Source organism: Streptomyces sp. WAC04114 (genome assembly GCF_019733245.1).
Classification (GTDB): domain Bacteria; phylum Actinomycetota; class Actinomycetes; order Streptomycetales; family Streptomycetaceae; genus Streptomyces; species Streptomyces massasporeus_A.
On sequence record NZ_JAIGQA010000230.1, the window covers coordinates 1 to 11,513 of the forward strand.

Sequence of the window (11,513 nt, forward strand, 5' to 3'; positions counted from 1 at the left end):
CCCCATGGGCCCACCCTCCCCGGAACCGACCGCCCCGCGCGAGACGTTTTTCACCCGGGCCCGGTACCGTCGGGCCGTCCCACCCCGTGTCGACGAGTGCAGGGAGCCCCATGACCACCGCCACCACCCGCCACAGCGAGCGACGGATCAGTCCCGTGTTCGTCGGGATCCTCGCCGTGACGGCGGTCACGGGATGGGCGACCTGGACCGGCTTCGCCGAGCAGCCCGGCGTCGCCGTGTTCCTGTTCGTGACGGCGGCGTGGATCGTCTCGCTGTGCCTGCACGAGTACGCGCACGCTCGTACCGCCCTGCACAGCGGCGACATCTCCATCGGGGCCAAGGGCTATCTGACCCTCAACCCGCTGAAGTACACGCACGCCCTGCTCAGCATCGTCCTCCCCGTGATCTTCGTGATCATGGGCGGCATCGGACTGCCCGGCGGCGCCGTGTTCATCGAGCGGAACCGGATCCAGGGCCGCTGGAAGCACAGTCTGATCTCGGCGGTGGGCCCGCTGACGAACGTGTTGTTCGCCGTCGTCTGCACCGCCCCGTTCTGGCTGGACGCGCTGGACGGCGTGCCGAACGACTTCCGGTTCGCGCTGGCCTTCCTCGCGCTGCTCCAGGTGACGGCCGCGCTGCTGAACTTCCTGCCGGTGCCGGGCCTGGACGGCTACGGCGTGATCGAGCCCTGGCTGTCGTACAACATCCGGCGCCAGGTGGAGCCGTTCGCGCCGTTCGGCCTGCTGTTCGTGTTCGCGCTGCTGTGGCTGCCCGCGGTGAACGGCGTCTTCTTCGACGTGATCGACACGACCCTGAAGTCATTCGGGATCAGCGACTTCGAGACGTACTGCGGTCAGGAGCTGTACCGCTTCTGGCAGGGCTCGAACGAGTTCTGCTCGGCGGCGCCGTGACGGGCGCGATCAGCCGGTGACGGACTTCTGCTGCCTGGCGCGCTTGACGTAGTACCAGCACATGTTGGACGACAGGCCCGCCAGCAGCACCCACACGATCCCCAGGAAGCTGCCCCGCGTGAAGGAGACGACGGCGGCGGCCACGGAGAGGACGCAGACGATCAGGGCGTAGAGAGCGAGGCGGGGCATGGCGGTCGGCTCCTGTCGGGGGACACTTCTGGCACAGCTGGTACTGCCGGTGCCGTCCAGTGTCCCCCATGGAGGTCACCGGCTCACACGTCGGTGACCCGGAGCCCCGCGTGCGCCTTGTAGCGGCGGTTCACGGAGATCAGGTTCGCCACCAGCGACTCCACCTGGTGGGCGTTGCGCAGCCGTCCGGCGAAGATGCCGCGCATACCCGGGATGCGCCCGGCGAGGGCCTGGACGATCTCCACGTCCGCGCGGACCTCTCCGAGCACCATCACGTCGGTGTCGATCTCGTCGATCTCCGGGTCCTGGAGCAGCACGGCCGACAGGTGGTGGAAGGCGGCGGTGACCCGGGAGTCCGGCAGCAGGGCGGCGGCCTGCTCGGCGGCGCTGCCCTCCTCGGGCTTGAGGGCGTAGGCGCCCTTCTTGTCGAAGCCGAGCGGGTTGACGCAGTCGACGACGAGTTTGCCGGTCAGTTCCTCGCGCAGGGATTCGAGGGTCTTGCCGTGGCCGTCCCACGGCACGGCGACGATCACGATGTCGCTGCGGCGCGCGGTCTCGGCGTTGTCGGCGCCCTCGACCCCGTGGCCGAGTTCCTCGGCGGCCGCCTGAGCGCGGTCGGCGGCGCGCGAGCCGATGATCACCTTCTGGCCGGCCTTGGCGAGCCGGTAGGCCAGGCCCTTGCCCTGCGGCCCGGTCCCGCCGAGCACTCCGACGACGAGTCCGGTGACGTCGGGCAGGTCCCAGGGGTCCTTGGCGGGCGCCTTCTGTGCGTTGTCGGTGGCAGCACTGTCGGTAGAGGTCATGGCCAGACTCTACGACCGCGCCGTCGCCCGGGACGGCTCAGGTCAGCTCCGTCACGGGCACCCGCCGGAAGGTGATCGTCTCGTAGGCGCCGAAGTCGCCGGTCTCGTACAGCAGGCCCACGGTGTCCGTGTCGATCCGGACGAGATCCGAGTACGCGGCGGGCAGGCCGTCCACCGTGTACGCAGGGCGCCAGGTGGTGCCGCCGTCGGTGGAGGTGCGGATCGTCATCAGGGCGCGGAAGCCCGGGTCGGCGGGGCCGGAGTAGAGGAGCAGGTCGGGGTCGCGGAGCTGGAGGACGGCGGCCTCGCAGACGGGGGCGGTGATGCCGGCCTGCGGGCGGAAGGGCTTCACCAGGGTCCGGCCGCCGTCGGCCGAGTGGGCGTCGGCCCGGGTGCCGGGTGAGGGCGAGTCGTTGCGGGTGTTGAAGTAGACGCGGCCGTCGGGGAGTTCGGCGGCGGTGGTCTCGTTGGCGTTGATGTAGCCGTCGGTGTCGTCGTCGACGTAGCCGATCCGCCAGGTGGCGCCCGCGTCGTCGCTGAGCAGGCAGTGGCCGCCGTTGTAGCGGCCCTCGGTGCCGTTGTCGGTGCCGGTGGGCGGCAGGGAGTGGTTGGCGGGGACGACGACCAGGCCGGTGGTCAGCTGGATCGCGTGGCCGGGGGTGGTGGCGTACCAGCGCCATTCGGGCCGCTTGGCCTCCCGGGTGATCTCCCTGGGCGCCGACCAGGTGCGGCCCTCGTCGTCGCTGTGCTGCACCCAGACCCGGCGTCCGTCCGCCGCGCTCACCGTGCCGCGCCGGATGGCGTCCTCGGTGGCGTGGGCGGCGTTGCGCACGTGCACGAGGAGGATCCGGCCGGTGTCGAGGACGACCGGGGCGGGGTTGCCGGCGAGGGAGTCGCCGTTGCGCGCGGCGACCTGGAGCGGGCCCCAGGTGTGGCCGCCGTCCGTGGAGCGTTTGAGGACGATGTCGATGTTCCCGAAGTCGTCCCGGGAGCCGACCCGGCCCTCGCAGAAGGCGAGCAGGTCGCCGGTGCGGGTGGCGACGACGGCGGGGATACGGAAACTGGCGTACCCCTCCTGCCCGGCGTGGAAGGGGACGCTGGCCTCGGTCATCGGCGGGCTCCTCCGGTCGTTCGACGACGGTACGGATGACCGGTCGGCCTACCCAGGCCGGGCGAATGCGGGGTGAACGCCACGTCACGGATGACCGCTTGGGGCAGGATGCGGTCCCATGGATGCGGTACGGGTCGCGCTGCTGCGGGAAGTGCTCGCCGGGACGGAGTGGCTGGGAGCCACCCGGCGGTTCGCCGGGGCGCTGCGCGGCTCGGTGGTGTCGCACGGGGGTGGGTTGTTGCTCGTCGGCACGCCGGAGTACGAGCCGTGGCACCTCGCCGCGCACCTGGTGGACGAGGCGGCCTGGTCGGGCACGCCGGAGCTGGCCCCGACGCTGGTACGGCACGGCGCGCGCCCCTCGGATCCGGCGCACCTGGCGGTCGGTCTGGGACGGCTGGCGGCGGCCCGGCGGGGCGAGACGCTGCTGGTGGTCGCGCCCGGGGGGCCCGCCGCGCCACTCCTGGAACGGGTGTCCGACGCACGCCGTGCCGGAGCGACGGTCCTGGCCCTTGGCCCCGGCCGGGGCGAGCTCCCGTCCCTGGCGCACGAGACCCTGGCCGTCCCGGACGGCTCGGAGCTGGACCTCGACACGGTGCAGCACCTGGTCAGTGCCGCGGCCGGGGAGAACGCCCTGCCGGCCCCGCGGGGGCGGCGCCGTCTGCGGGACCGGGTGGCGCGACTGGCGGAGCACCTGACGGCCCCGCCGCCGGCCCGCTGGTGACGCCCGGTCGTCCCACTGCCTGTGCCGTGGCCCCGGACATACGAACGCCCGGGACCGCGGCCCCGGGCGTCGGCGGGATCAGCTCTCGTCGTCCCGGCTGCCCGCCGGGGCGTCGTGCCACTTGGGGTCGTTCTCCCACTGGAGGTTGCGCTCGCGGGCGGTCGCCATCGCGTGTTCGGCCTCCGGGCGGGAGGCGTACGGCCCGAACCGGTCCTTGTTGGGGCACTCCGGCCCCTCCTCGACCTTCTTGTGTTCCAGGCAGAAGTACCACTCACCCGGCTTGCCGACCGTGCGCTTCTTGAACAGGGCCATGACCAGCTCCTCTCGCCATCGACATGTTCCCCCATCGCCGCTGGTTAGACTCGCTGGCATGTCTGGCCAGTCGCTGCTCGTCCCGGGGGAGCTGTCCCCCATCCGTTCCGTGCCCGGAAACATCCGTCGCCCCGAGTACGTCGGCAAGCCCGCGCCGACGCCGTACACCGGACCGGAGGTGCAGACGCCCGAGACCGTCGAGGCGATGCGCGTGGCCGGCCGGATCGCGGCCCGGGCGATGGCGGAGGCCGCGAAGCTCATCTCTCCCGGGGTGACCACGGACGAGCTGGACCGGGTCGCGCACGAGTACATGTGCGATCACGGCGCCTACCCCTCGACGCTGGGCTACCGGGGCTTCCCGAAGTCGCTGTGCGCGAGCGTCAACGAGGTCATCTGCCACGGCATCCCGGACTCGACGGTCCTGCGCGACGGCGACATCGTCAACCTCGACGTGACGGCGTACATCGGCGGTGTGCACGGTGACAACAACGCCACCTACCTGGTGGGTGACGTCGACGAGGAGTCGCGGCTGCTGGTGGAGCGGACCCGGGAGTCCCTGGAGCGGGCGATCAAGGCGGTCAAGCCGGGCCGGCAGATCAACATCATCGGCCGGGTCATCGAGTCGTACGCCAAGCGCTTCGGCTACGGAGTGGTGCGGGACTTCACCGGGCACGGCATCAACTCGTCGTTCCACTCGGGCCTGATCATCCCGCACTACGACAGCCCGCACGCGACGACGGTGATCCAGCCCGGCATGACGTTCACGATCGAGCCGATGCTGACGCTCGGTACGCACGAGTACGACATGTGGGACGACGGCTGGACGGTCGTCACGAAGGACCGGAAGCGGACGGCCCAGTTCGAGCACACGCTGGTGGTCACGGACTCGGGCGCGGAGATCCTCACGCTGCCGTAACCCCCATCGGCACCCCACCCCACCCCACCCCACCGCACGGCCCGTCCTCTCCCGAGGGCGGGCCGCGTCTTTTGCACACGCAGGTTTTACCGACAGTGCGTCGGGAAAAGTCTGCGCATGGAATCCTTCTCGACGCTCCTTCGGACCGCTTCTCGCGAGCAGCACGAGGAGGCCAGGGGCTCGACCTTCATCGGCGACCTGCTGGGGCACAAGCTGGGGGTCGAGGCGTTCGCGCGTTACACGGAGCAGCTGTGGTTCGTGTACGGCGCCCTGGAGTCCGGCGCCCGGCAGCTGACCGCGGACCCGGTGGCCGGGCCCTTCATCCGTCCGGAGCTGTTCCGCCTGGCGGCGCTGGAGCGGGATCTGGAGCATCTGCGTGGGCCCGGCTGGCGGACGGCGGCCACCGCACTGCCGGCCACCCTGGAGTACGCGGAACGGATCGCGGAGTGCGCCCGCGCCTGGCCGGCCGGCTACATCGCCCACCACTACACCCGCTATCTGGGCGACCTCTCGGGTGGGCAGATCATCCGCGACACGGCCGAGAAGACCTGGGGCTTTTCGAAGAAGGGCGACGGAGTCCGCTTCTACGTCTTCGAAGAGATCCGCAACCCGGCCGCCTTCAAGCGGAGCTACTGCGAGCTGCTGGACGCGGTGCCCGGTGACGAGCTGGAGCGGCAGCGGATCGTGACCGAGTGCAAGCGGGCGTACGGGCTGAACAACGCGATGTTCGAGGCGCTGGGCGAGGAGTTCCCCCTGACGGCGTGAACGGGCGGGGCCCCGCTCGCGCGCGGCGAGGGGCCCCGGTGCCGGCTCGGGAGAGAGCCGGGCCCGTCCCACTCAGATGTCGAACGGACCGTTGTGGCAGACGGCCCCGCCCCACTCGATCTCGGCGGTCTCGGCCTCGAGCTCACCGAAGTACGTGCTGCACGCCACGTGGTGGTCGTCGCGGTACTCCGCGTCGTCGTAGGCGGAGGCCGCGGCCACGCCGGTGGCGGACAGGGCGGCGGTCAGGGCGGCGACGGCCAGAGCGGATCGAATGCGCATGAGACTTCTCTCGCGGTGGTGCTTGGTCACGCCCAGTGGTCCCCGCTCACCACCGCCCACGCACGCTGTTCCACCCGTACGGCCGCGCTCCGTCCGGGTCAGCGTTCGAGGTGGACCCGTCCGCCGACCTCAGTCCAGCCGCCCGGCTGGGGCGCGGTGAGGATCTGGGAGCCCGCGCCCTGGGTGATGTTGAGGGCCCGGCCCAGCAGGTCGGTGAGCAGCAGGGCGGCGGCCCCGGTCGCCTCGTCCTCGTCGATGCCGTCGCCCCGGCCGGGGAAGGCCCGGGCCCGGATCCGCCCGGCGGGCTCGTCCTCCCATGCCCAGGCGTACACCCACTCCCCCGGTGGCGGCACGGTCAGGTCGTCGACCTCGGCGGCGCTGCCGTACCGGCGCAGTGTCCGCGGCGGCACCCACTCGGCCCGCGCCTCGATCCAGCAGAACTCCCCGTCCTGCCGGGCCCCGACCACTCCGGCGGGTGTGACGAGCTCGGGCACGTCGAGCAGCCATGCCGTCCCGACGCAGGGGTGCCCGGCGAAGGGCAGCCGCAGCGTGGGCGTGTAGATGTCGATCACTCCGCGCTCGGGGTCGTCGACGAACACGGTCTCGCTGAACCCGACCTTCGCGGCGAACGCCTGCCGCTCCTCCGGCTCGGGCATCACGGAGCCTTCGCGCACGACGCCGAGCTCGTTGCCGTACCCGCCGTTCGGCCCGCAGAAGACGCGGAGCACGTCGTAGTCAGTCACGGGAGGCATTCTCGCCGGTCGAGGACGTGCGTCGGCGTGGCAGGGGGCGCGAGGCGACCTTTGACCCTCCCTTGACCCGATCATGACGGCGATTTTGAGCCACTTGAGCCATCCTTGTGTGCTGCCTTAGGTGAGCCTCACCTACCTCTTCACTGGAGCCCTCATGCGACCCGCTCGTCCCGCTTCCGTCGTCATCGCCGCCGCGGCGGCCCTGGCCGCCGTCACCGGCTGCACCGAGAAGGGCGACGCGAAGAACGGCGACCACGTCATCAAGGTGACGGCGACCGACGACAAGTGCCAGGTGTCGAAGAAGGAGTTCCCGGCCGGGCACGTCGAGCTGGCCGTCGAGAACAAGGGTTCCAAGGTCACCGAGGTCTACGTCCTGTTCCCCGACGACCGTGTGGTCACCGAGCGCGAGAACATAGGCCCCGGCACCAAGCAGCGGGTCACCGCCGAGGTGAAGGCCGGTGACTACCAGATCGCGTGCAAGCCCGGCATGAAGGGCGACGGCATCCGCCAGGCCGTCAAGGCCACCGGCGGCAAGGCCGTCCAGCGCGACCCGCGTCTGGACGAGGCCGTCGCGGCCTACCGCGCCTACGCGCAGGCGCAGGCCGACGAGACGCTGCCGAAGGCCGAGGCGTTCGCCGAGGCCGTCAAGGACGGTGACCTCGAGGCGGCGAAGAAGGCCTACGCCCCCTCCCGCATCGGCTGGGAGCGCACCGAGCCGGTCGCCGAGTCCTTCGGCGACATCGACCCCAAGGTCGACGTCCGCGAGGACGGTCTGGAGGACGGCCAGGACCCGGCCACCGACTGGACGGGCTGGCACCGCCTGGAGAAGGCCCTCTGGCAGGACAAGAAGATCGGCAGCCGCGAGAAGGACCTCGCCGACCTGCTGATCAAGGACCTGAAGGACTGGCAGAACCGGGTCGGCAAGGCCGAGATCACCCCCACCTCCATGGCCAACGGCGCCAAGGAACTCCTCGACGAGGTCGCCACCGGCAAGGTCACCGGCGAGGAGGAGCGCTACTCGCACACCGACCTGGTCGACTTCAAGGCCAACGTCGAGGGCGCGCAGAAGTCCTACGACCTGCTGAAGCCGGTCGCGAAGGAGAATGACGCGGCCCTCGTCACCGAACTCGACGAGCAGTTCGCGGCCCTGGACAAGCTGCTCGACCAGTACCGCCCCAACACCACGTCGTACGACTTCACCTCCTACGACAAGGTCGGCAAGGCCGACCGCAAGGAGCTCTCGGACGCGGTCAACGCCCTGGCGGAGCCGCTGTCGAAGCTGGCCGCTGCGGTGGTGAAGTAGCCATGACGGACACCAACTCCCCCTCCCCCAGCCGCCGTTCCCTGCTCGGCTGGGGCGGCGCGGGCCTGGCGCTCGGCGCGGCCGCGGCAGGCGGAGCGGTGGCGATGGCCCGCACCGAGGACGACACCGCACCGGCGGCCGGCTCGGCGATCGCCTTCCACGGCCCGCACCAGGCGGGCATCGCCACGCCGGTGCAGGACCGCCTGCACTTCGCCGCGTTCGACGTGACGACCGACGACCGCGAGGCCTTCGTCCAGCTGCTGAAGGACTGGACCGAGGCCGCCCGGCGCATGGCGGCCGGACACGCCGTCGGCGAGGGCGCCTTCGGCGGCCTTCCCGAGGCACCCCCGGACGACACCGGCGAGGCGCTCGGCCTGAAGCCCTCCCGCCTCACCCTCACGATCGGCTTCGGCCCGTCCCTGTTCGAGAAGTTCGACCTCGCGGACCGCCGCCCCGAGGCGCTGGTCGACCTGCCGAAGTTCGCGGGCGACAACCTCGACAAGAACCGCAGCGGCGGCGACCTGTGCATCCAGGCCTGCGCCGACGACCCACAGGTCGCGGTCCACGCCGTCCGCAACCTGGCCCGCATCGGTTTCGGCAAGGTCGTCATCAAGTGGTCGCAGCTCGGCTTCGGCAAGACGTCCTCGACGACGCCCGAGGGGCAGACCCCGCGCAACCTGTTCGGTTTCAAGGACGGCACCCGCAACATCGCGGGCACGGAGACGGACCGCCTGAAGAAGTTCGTCTGGGTGGACGACAAGGACGGCCCGTCCTGGATGGAGGGCGGCTCCTACCTGGTCGCCCGCCGCATCCGCATGCACATCGAGACCTGGGACCGCACCTCGCTGCAGGAGCAGGAGGACATCTTCGGCCGCGACAAGGGCGAGGGCGCCCCGGTCGGCAAGGCCAAGGAGCGCGACGAGCCGTTCCTCAAGGCGATGAAGCCCGACGCGCACGTCCGGCTCGCCCACCCCGACACCAACCACGGGGCGACGATCCTGCGCCGCGGCTACTCCTTCACCGACGGCACGGACGGCCTCGGCCGCCTGGACGCGGGCCTGTTCTTCCTGGCCTACCAGCGTGACGTGCGCAAGGGCTTCATCCCCATCCAGCGCAGCCTGGCCGCGGACGCGCTCAACGAGTACATCCAGCACGTGGGTTCGGCGCTCTTCGCCGTCCCGCCGGGCGTCCGCGACAAGGACGACTGGTGGGGCCGCACGCTGTTCTCGAAGGAGGCCTGACCCGGTGTTCTCCAACTACCTGATCGGTCTGCGCGAGGGCCTGGAGGCGAGCCTCGTCGTCTGCATCCTCATCGCCTACCTGGTCAAGACGGACCGCAGGGACGCCCTGAAGCCGATCTGGGCCGGCATAGCCGTCGCGATCGCCCTCGCGTTCGGCTTCGGCTGCGCCCTCGAATTCGGCTCCCAGGAGCTGACGTTCCAGGCCCAGGAGGCGCTCGGCGGGTCCCTCTCCATCCTCGCGGTCGGCCTGGTGACGTGGATGGTGTTCTGGATGCGCCGCACGGCCCGCCATCTGAAGTCGGAGCTGCACGGCCGGCTCGACGCCGCCCTCGCGATGGGCACCGGCGCACTGGTCGCCACGGCGTTCCTCGCGGTGGGCCGGGAGGGCCTGGAGACGGCCCTGTTCGTCTGGGCGTCGGTCCACGCGGCGAGCGACGGCACACCGCGCCCCCTCCTCGGCGTCGCCCTGGGCCTCCTCACGGCGGTCCTCCTGGGCTGGCTGTTCTACCGCGGCGCGCTGCGCATCAACCTGGCGAAGTTCTTCACGTGGACCGGCGGCATGCTGGTGGTCGTCGCGGCCGGTGTCCTCGCCTACGGCGTCCACGACCTCCAGGAGGCCGACTTCCTGCCCGGCCTCACGGACAAGGCCTTCGACATCTCCGGCACGATCCCCCCGGACAGCTGGTACGGCACGCTCCTCAAAGGCATCCTCAACTTCCAGCCCGACCCCACGACACTCCAAGTAGCGGTCTGGCTCCTGTACTTGATCCCGACCCTGGCCCTGTTCCTGGCCCCGACCAGGACCGCGACCCCAACCCCCGTACGCGACAAGGTGTGACAACGCCCCGCCGCAGACACTGAGGCAGCCCCCAGCGGCACGCATGCCCGCAGCTAGGCGCGCCCGCACCCGCCGTCGTACGCAAGGGGCCGTGTCGGGGGGTGTCCGCCCGCAGCGGTTGGCGCGTCAACGGACAGTCAGTCGGTATGAAGGTCCATCGCGCCGTTCCGAGGACGGACACCCCCCGACACGGCCCCGACCCAGCACTCGGCGTCAGGCGAAGCGAACCCGCCCCCCCACCCGGCGTCAGACGAAGCAGACGACCACCCCACCCCCGCCCAAACGCCGGAGGCACCCGGTAGGGTTCGCCTCCGGAAAGGGGAAGGTGAAGGTACCCGATGAGCAGGGATCGCGACCCTCGAACGCTCCGCAGGCCCGCCCGAAGCGCCCTCATAGCAGCCTCGGCGACCGCTTTGTCACTCACGGCCAGTGGATGCGTCGTCGTACACGGCGAACGGGAGATCCTCCCGTCCACGACCCGCGCCGAAGCCGCCAAGGCTCTCCAGGAGTTCACGGCCGCGTACAACGACGCCGACAAGGCCTACGACGGCACCCTGGACGCCGACCACACCACCGGCGCCCTCGCCGACATCGACTCGGCCCGCCTCAAGGCCGGCAAGGCCAACAACCCGGACGGCAACCCCAACCACACCCCGCTGACGCTGACGGACGCGAAGTTCACCATCCCCAAGAAGGCCGGCTGGCCCCGCTGGTTCGTCGTGGACGCCGCCGGCAACAAGGGCGGCACCGCCCGCTGGCTCCTGGTGTTCACCCGCAGCAGCCTGGACGACCCGTTCCAGGTGGCGTACCTGACGCTCGTCGCCCCGGGCAAGGTCCCGCGGTTCAAGAAGGACACCGACGGCTGGGCCGAGTCCGTCCCGGTCAAGTCGACGGACCTGGCCACCGACCCCGGCGACCTGAGCAGCTCGTACGCGACGTACCTGAAGAGCGGCGGCGAGACCTTCGCGGACGGCGCCCACACCAGCCAATGGCGAGCCCTGCGCGAGAAGAACGGCAAGAAGCCGGGCATGGTCACCCAGTACATCGACGAGCCGCTGACGAACGGCGACTACGCACCGCTGGCGCTGCGCACCACCGACGGCGGGGCGCTGGTGTTCTTCACCACGCGCCACTACGAGAAGCAGACCGCCCACGCGGGCACCTCCGTGCCCACCCCGAACAAGGACGTCCTCGCCCTGACGAAGGGCGAGATCAAGCAGTCCCTCACGATGGAGTTCGTCTCCAACGAGGTGGCGCTGGATCCCAAGGGGCCGGGCAAGGTGACGATCCTGGGCAGGATCCAGGGCATGACCTCGGCGGAAGGCTCGTAACCCGAAGCCCCACCCAAGCCCTCACACCCGGGCCCACCACC

14 protein-coding genes are annotated in these 11,513 nt (G+C 70.9%); 8 read left to right on the forward strand and 6 right to left on the reverse strand.

Annotated features, from left to right (window positions below; genetic code table 11):
• Positions 1–110 precede the first annotated feature (110 nt).
• Entirely contained in the window at positions 111–911 is an 801-nt protein-coding gene (locus tag K4G64_RS35485; protein WP_221760007.1) for a site-2 protease family protein, read from the forward strand.
• Positions 912–920: 9 nt separating this feature from the next.
• Here the strand turns inward: K4G64_RS35485 and K4G64_RS35490 are convergent, their stop codons facing one another.
• From K4G64_RS35490 to K4G64_RS35500, 3 genes are all read right to left on the reverse strand, one after another.
• Positions 921–1,100, reverse strand: coding sequence for a hypothetical protein (locus tag K4G64_RS35490; protein WP_030837294.1), 180 nt, complete (start codon positions 1,098–1,100; stop codon positions 921–923).
• An 83-nt stretch (positions 1,101–1,183) separates the two neighbouring features.
• The gene (npdG, locus tag K4G64_RS35495) at positions 1,184–1,903 is read right to left on the reverse strand and encodes an NADPH-dependent F420 reductase (protein ID WP_221760008.1); all 720 of its coding nucleotides are present in this window, start codon (positions 1,901–1,903) and stop codon (positions 1,184–1,186) included.
• Positions 1,904–1,940: 37 nt separating this feature from the next.
• On the reverse strand, positions 1,941–3,014 hold the full coding sequence (locus tag K4G64_RS35500) for an exo-alpha-sialidase (protein ID WP_221760009.1): 1,074 nt from the start codon (positions 3,012–3,014) through the stop codon (positions 1,941–1,943).
• A 118-nt stretch (positions 3,015–3,132) separates the two neighbouring features.
• On the opposite strand from K4G64_RS35500, the gene K4G64_RS35505 reads away from it, so the two are divergent.
• Complete coding sequence (locus tag K4G64_RS35505) at positions 3,133–3,735, forward strand: hypothetical protein (protein ID WP_221760010.1); 603 nt, start codon at positions 3,133–3,135, stop codon at positions 3,733–3,735.
• A 78-nt stretch (positions 3,736–3,813) separates the two neighbouring features.
• Here K4G64_RS35505 and K4G64_RS35510 read toward each other — a convergent pair whose 3' ends face one another.
• The gene (locus K4G64_RS35510; RefSeq protein ID WP_221760011.1) at positions 3,814–4,047 is read right to left on the reverse strand and encodes a hypothetical protein; all 234 of its coding nucleotides are present in this window, start codon (positions 4,045–4,047) and stop codon (positions 3,814–3,816) included.
• A 58-nt stretch (positions 4,048–4,105) separates the two neighbouring features.
• On the opposite strand from K4G64_RS35510, the gene map reads away from it, so the two are divergent.
• Positions 4,106–4,963, forward strand: a complete 858-nt coding sequence (gene map / locus K4G64_RS35515; protein ID WP_221760012.1) for a type I methionyl aminopeptidase — start codon at positions 4,106–4,108, stop codon at positions 4,961–4,963.
• Positions 4,964–5,080: 117 nt separating this feature from the next.
• Complete coding sequence (locus K4G64_RS35520) at positions 5,081–5,728, forward strand: heme oxygenase (biliverdin-producing) (RefSeq protein ID WP_221760013.1); 648 nt, start codon at positions 5,081–5,083, stop codon at positions 5,726–5,728.
• A 72-nt stretch (positions 5,729–5,800) separates the two neighbouring features.
• Here K4G64_RS35520 and K4G64_RS35525 read toward each other — a convergent pair whose 3' ends face one another.
• Both K4G64_RS35525 and K4G64_RS35530 read right to left on the reverse strand, forming a co-directional pair.
• The gene (locus K4G64_RS35525) at positions 5,801–6,007 is read right to left on the reverse strand and encodes a hypothetical protein (RefSeq protein WP_221760014.1); all 207 of its coding nucleotides are present in this window, start codon (positions 6,005–6,007) and stop codon (positions 5,801–5,803) included.
• Between the two features lie 98 nt (positions 6,008–6,105).
• Positions 6,106–6,750 (reverse strand): PhzF family phenazine biosynthesis protein, encoded by a 645-nt coding sequence (locus K4G64_RS35530; RefSeq protein WP_221760015.1) that lies wholly within the window; start codon positions 6,748–6,750, stop codon positions 6,106–6,108.
• A gap of 163 nt (positions 6,751–6,913) precedes the next feature.
• Between K4G64_RS35530 and efeO the strand changes: the two genes are divergently transcribed.
• From efeO to K4G64_RS35550, 4 genes are all read left to right on the forward strand, one after another.
• Positions 6,914–8,062, forward strand: a complete 1,149-nt coding sequence (gene efeO / locus K4G64_RS35535) for an iron uptake system protein EfeO (protein ID WP_221760016.1) — start codon at positions 6,914–6,916, stop codon at positions 8,060–8,062.
• Between the two features lie 2 nt (positions 8,063–8,064).
• Positions 8,065–9,303, forward strand: a complete 1,239-nt coding sequence (gene efeB, locus K4G64_RS35540) for an iron uptake transporter deferrochelatase/peroxidase subunit (protein WP_221760017.1) — start codon at positions 8,065–8,067, stop codon at positions 9,301–9,303.
• Positions 9,304–9,307: 4 nt separating this feature from the next.
• Complete coding sequence (gene efeU, locus K4G64_RS35545) at positions 9,308–10,141, forward strand: iron uptake transporter permease EfeU (protein ID WP_221760018.1); 834 nt, start codon at positions 9,308–9,310, stop codon at positions 10,139–10,141.
• Positions 10,142–10,479: 338 nt separating this feature from the next.
• Positions 10,480–11,472 (forward strand): hypothetical protein, encoded by a 993-nt coding sequence (locus K4G64_RS35550; protein ID WP_221760019.1) that lies wholly within the window; start codon positions 10,480–10,482, stop codon positions 11,470–11,472.
• Positions 11,473–11,513: the final 41 nt, after the last annotated feature.

Excerpts from the sequence above, each read along its gene's own strand:
- K4G64_RS35485 (WP_221760007.1), top strand. The coding sequence starts at position 111 with ATGACCACCGCCACCACCCGCCACAGCGAGCGACGGATCAGTCCCGTG.
- K4G64_RS35490 (WP_030837294.1), bottom strand. The coding sequence starts at position 1,100 with ATGCCCCGCCTCGCTCTCTACGCCCTGATCGTCTGCGTCCTCTCCGTG.
- npdG (WP_221760008.1), bottom strand. The coding sequence starts at position 1,903 with ATGACCTCTACCGACAGTGCTGCCACCGACAACGCACAGAAGGCGCCC.
- K4G64_RS35500 (WP_221760009.1), bottom strand. The coding sequence starts at position 3,014 with ATGACCGAGGCCAGCGTCCCCTTCCACGCCGGGCAGGAGGGGTACGCC.
- K4G64_RS35505 (WP_221760010.1), top strand. The coding sequence starts at position 3,133 with ATGGATGCGGTACGGGTCGCGCTGCTGCGGGAAGTGCTCGCCGGGACG.
- K4G64_RS35510 (WP_221760011.1), bottom strand. The coding sequence starts at position 4,047 with ATGGCCCTGTTCAAGAAGCGCACGGTCGGCAAGCCGGGTGAGTGGTAC.
- map (WP_221760012.1), top strand. The coding sequence starts at position 4,106 with ATGTCTGGCCAGTCGCTGCTCGTCCCGGGGGAGCTGTCCCCCATCCGT.
- K4G64_RS35520 (WP_221760013.1), top strand. The coding sequence starts at position 5,081 with ATGGAATCCTTCTCGACGCTCCTTCGGACCGCTTCTCGCGAGCAGCAC.
- K4G64_RS35525 (WP_221760014.1), bottom strand. The coding sequence starts at position 6,007 with ATGCGCATTCGATCCGCTCTGGCCGTCGCCGCCCTGACCGCCGCCCTG.
- efeO (WP_221760016.1), top strand. The coding sequence starts at position 6,914 with ATGCGACCCGCTCGTCCCGCTTCCGTCGTCATCGCCGCCGCGGCGGCC.
- efeB (WP_221760017.1), top strand. The coding sequence starts at position 8,065 with ATGACGGACACCAACTCCCCCTCCCCCAGCCGCCGTTCCCTGCTCGGC.
- K4G64_RS35550 (WP_221760019.1), top strand. The coding sequence starts at position 10,480 with ATGAGCAGGGATCGCGACCCTCGAACGCTCCGCAGGCCCGCCCGAAGC.